This window comes from Micromonospora sp. KC721 (assembly GCF_004348355.1).
GTDB lineage: Bacteria > Actinomycetota > Actinomycetes > Mycobacteriales > Micromonosporaceae > Micromonospora.
The window spans coordinates 1-2,258 of sequence record NZ_SMJY01000359.1 but is presented as its reverse complement, the minus strand read 5'-3'; the positions used below and the strand labels follow the sequence as shown (position 1 = coordinate 2,258).

3 protein-coding genes are annotated in these 2,258 nt (G+C 74.2%); 1 reads left to right on the top strand and 2 read right to left on the bottom strand.

The features are described from left to right. Both E1182_RS30275 and E1182_RS30270 read right to left on the bottom strand, forming a co-directional pair. On the bottom strand, positions 1-813 hold an 813-nt coding region (locus tag E1182_RS30275), incomplete at its 3' end, for a TIGR04222 domain-containing membrane protein (protein ID WP_132271149.1). Between the two features lie 103 nt (positions 814-916). Then, a complete protein-coding gene (locus E1182_RS30270; RefSeq protein ID WP_132271148.1) occupies positions 917-1,489 on the bottom strand; it encodes a TetR/AcrR family transcriptional regulator in 573 nt (190 codons plus the stop codon). Positions 1,490-1,774: 285 nt separating this feature from the next. Between E1182_RS30270 and E1182_RS30265 the strand changes: the two genes are divergently transcribed. Then, positions 1,775-2,258 (top strand): HAD family hydrolase (locus tag E1182_RS30265; RefSeq protein ID WP_132271147.1); only part of this gene is annotated, 484 nt, incomplete at its 3' end.

Sequence of the window (2,258 nt, the reverse complement as noted above, 5' to 3'; positions counted from 1 at the left end):
GGACCCGCCCATCCCCGACGCCTGCCGCTGGATCTCGGCCTGCTCGGCGAAGCCCGGGTCGAGGCCCCACAACGAGACGGTCCCGAACAGGGCCACGCCCATGGCGGCCCCGGCCGGGCCGTAGGTGGCGTACGCCGGCGCGGAGGCGGGGATGAGGTGGGCGTGGCGCCGCCGCAGCTCACGCAGCACGGCGTCGGCGGCCCGGGTCCGCCGTGGCACCCGGCTCAGCAGGACCGCCGTGCCGGCCAGGGCGACCAGGGTGAGCAGCAGGAACCCGACGGGTCGGTCGTTGGCCAGGCCGGTGGCGGCCCGGATCGCGCCGAGCGCGAGCAGCCCGACGAGCACCAGTGAGCCGCCGCGGGCGGCGCTGCGCTGCGCGTCGGAGAGCACCAGACCCTGCCGCTCCAGGCCCCCGCGCAGGTCGGTCAGGGCGCGGACCACCCACCCGTCGCGGACCAGTTCCCGGGCGTACAGGTGTCGCCGGGCGGCGTGGTGGACGGCCTGGTCGAGGGGGGTCGCCCCGGCCGGCAGGGGAGCACCGGTGGTGAGCCGCCGGTCGGGCCGGACACCGACGGCGCCGCTGCCGCGCAGCCCGCCCAGCGCGGACCAGACCGCGAGCTGGTCGCCGCCGTTGAGGTACGCCACCTGCTGCGGGTCGAGCCGACCGGCGCTGGCGGCTTTCTGCCCGGCGAGGACGCGGGACCGGTGCACGAGCGCGCCGACGACCGCCACCAGGACGGCCGTCAGGTAGAGGCCGAGGAAAAGGGGCCCGGGGATACCCCAGGTGTCGCCCGGGGCGGAGAGGACGGTCATGACTGCTCCTGTTGTCACGCGGGGTCGCGGCCTCATTGTGGAGCAGCGCCGCCACGGGGGAACCGTGCCGGCGGCGGGGTGACCGAACCGAGACGCAACGGCGTCAGCGCCGGCGTACGGCCTCCTCGACCAGGTCCAGCACCGGACCGAGGTCGCCGGCGGGCCGGCCCATCGCCAGGTGCAGCACCAGCCCGTCGTACGCCAGTTCGAGGAACTGGGCCAGTACGTCGATCGGGACGTCCTCGCGCAGTACTCCGGCTTCCCGCTGGCGGGCCAGCCGTTCGCGGGTGGCCTCGGCGATCGCCGCGGAGCGCTCGGCCCAGCGGCGGGCGAAGGCCGGGTCGGTACGCAGCCGGCGGGACACCTCCAGTTGGCTGCCCAGCCAACCGGTGGTGTCCGGGGAGACCGCCCCGACGAGCAGGTCTCGCATGACCTGGACCAGACCGTTGCGGGCGACCGTCTCCACCATGGTGGCGGCGTCGTCCTCCGCCACGGCGAGGAACAGCGAGTCCTTGTCCCGGAAGTGGTGGAAGATCGCGCCGCGGGAGAGCCCGGTCGCCTCCTCCAACCGGCGTACGGTGGCTCCCTCGTAGCCGTGCCGGGCGAAACAGGCCCGTGCCGCGCCGAGGATCTCCTGCCGGCGCGCGTCGAGCTGGTCCTGGCTTACTCTGGGCACAGGTGCGATCGTCCCAGCTGACCGTCCGTTACGCAAACCGTACGTACGGCTTGGGTTGTTCCTGCGCGGGGAGAGCGGGACGTGGCGCGCCCGATAGGATCGCCGGGTGACGACGCCCCCGGTCGCCTCGGTGCCCGTACCCCCGACCACCCGGGGCGCACCCACCCCGGCCGCCGACCGATCCGCCGAGGCGCGGCTCCCCCGAACAGTGTTGCCGGCCTGACGGGACGTCGGCAGGCCACTCGGCCCTGTCGACGCCCGCTCTCTCTCCCGTAAGGTGCCCGAGTGCCGCTGCTCCTGCTCAACCTGGACAACACCCTGCTCGATCGCGCAGGGTCGTTCCGCGCCTGGGGCGAGTGGTTCCTGGCGGAGATCGGGGCACCACCGGACGACATCGACTGGTTGGTCTCCCTCGACGCGGACGGCCTCACCGACCGGTGGGACCTCGCGGACGCCATCCGCGACCGCTACGCGTTGCGCATCCCCGCGATCGACCTGGTCGACGAACTGCGCGACGGGGTCGTCGCGTACACCCGGCTGGATCCGCTGGTGGCCTGCGCGCTGCGGATCGCCGACGACGCGGGCTGGATGCCGGTGGTGGTGACCAACGGCACGGCGCAGTACCAGGAAGCCAAGATCCGCAACACCGGGCTGGACCGGTACGTCGCCGACTGGGTGATCTCCGAGGAGGCCGGGGTCAGCAAGCCGAACCCGCGGATCTTCGCGCTCGCCGCGCAACGCGCCCGGATGCCGCTGCGGGGCGGGTGGG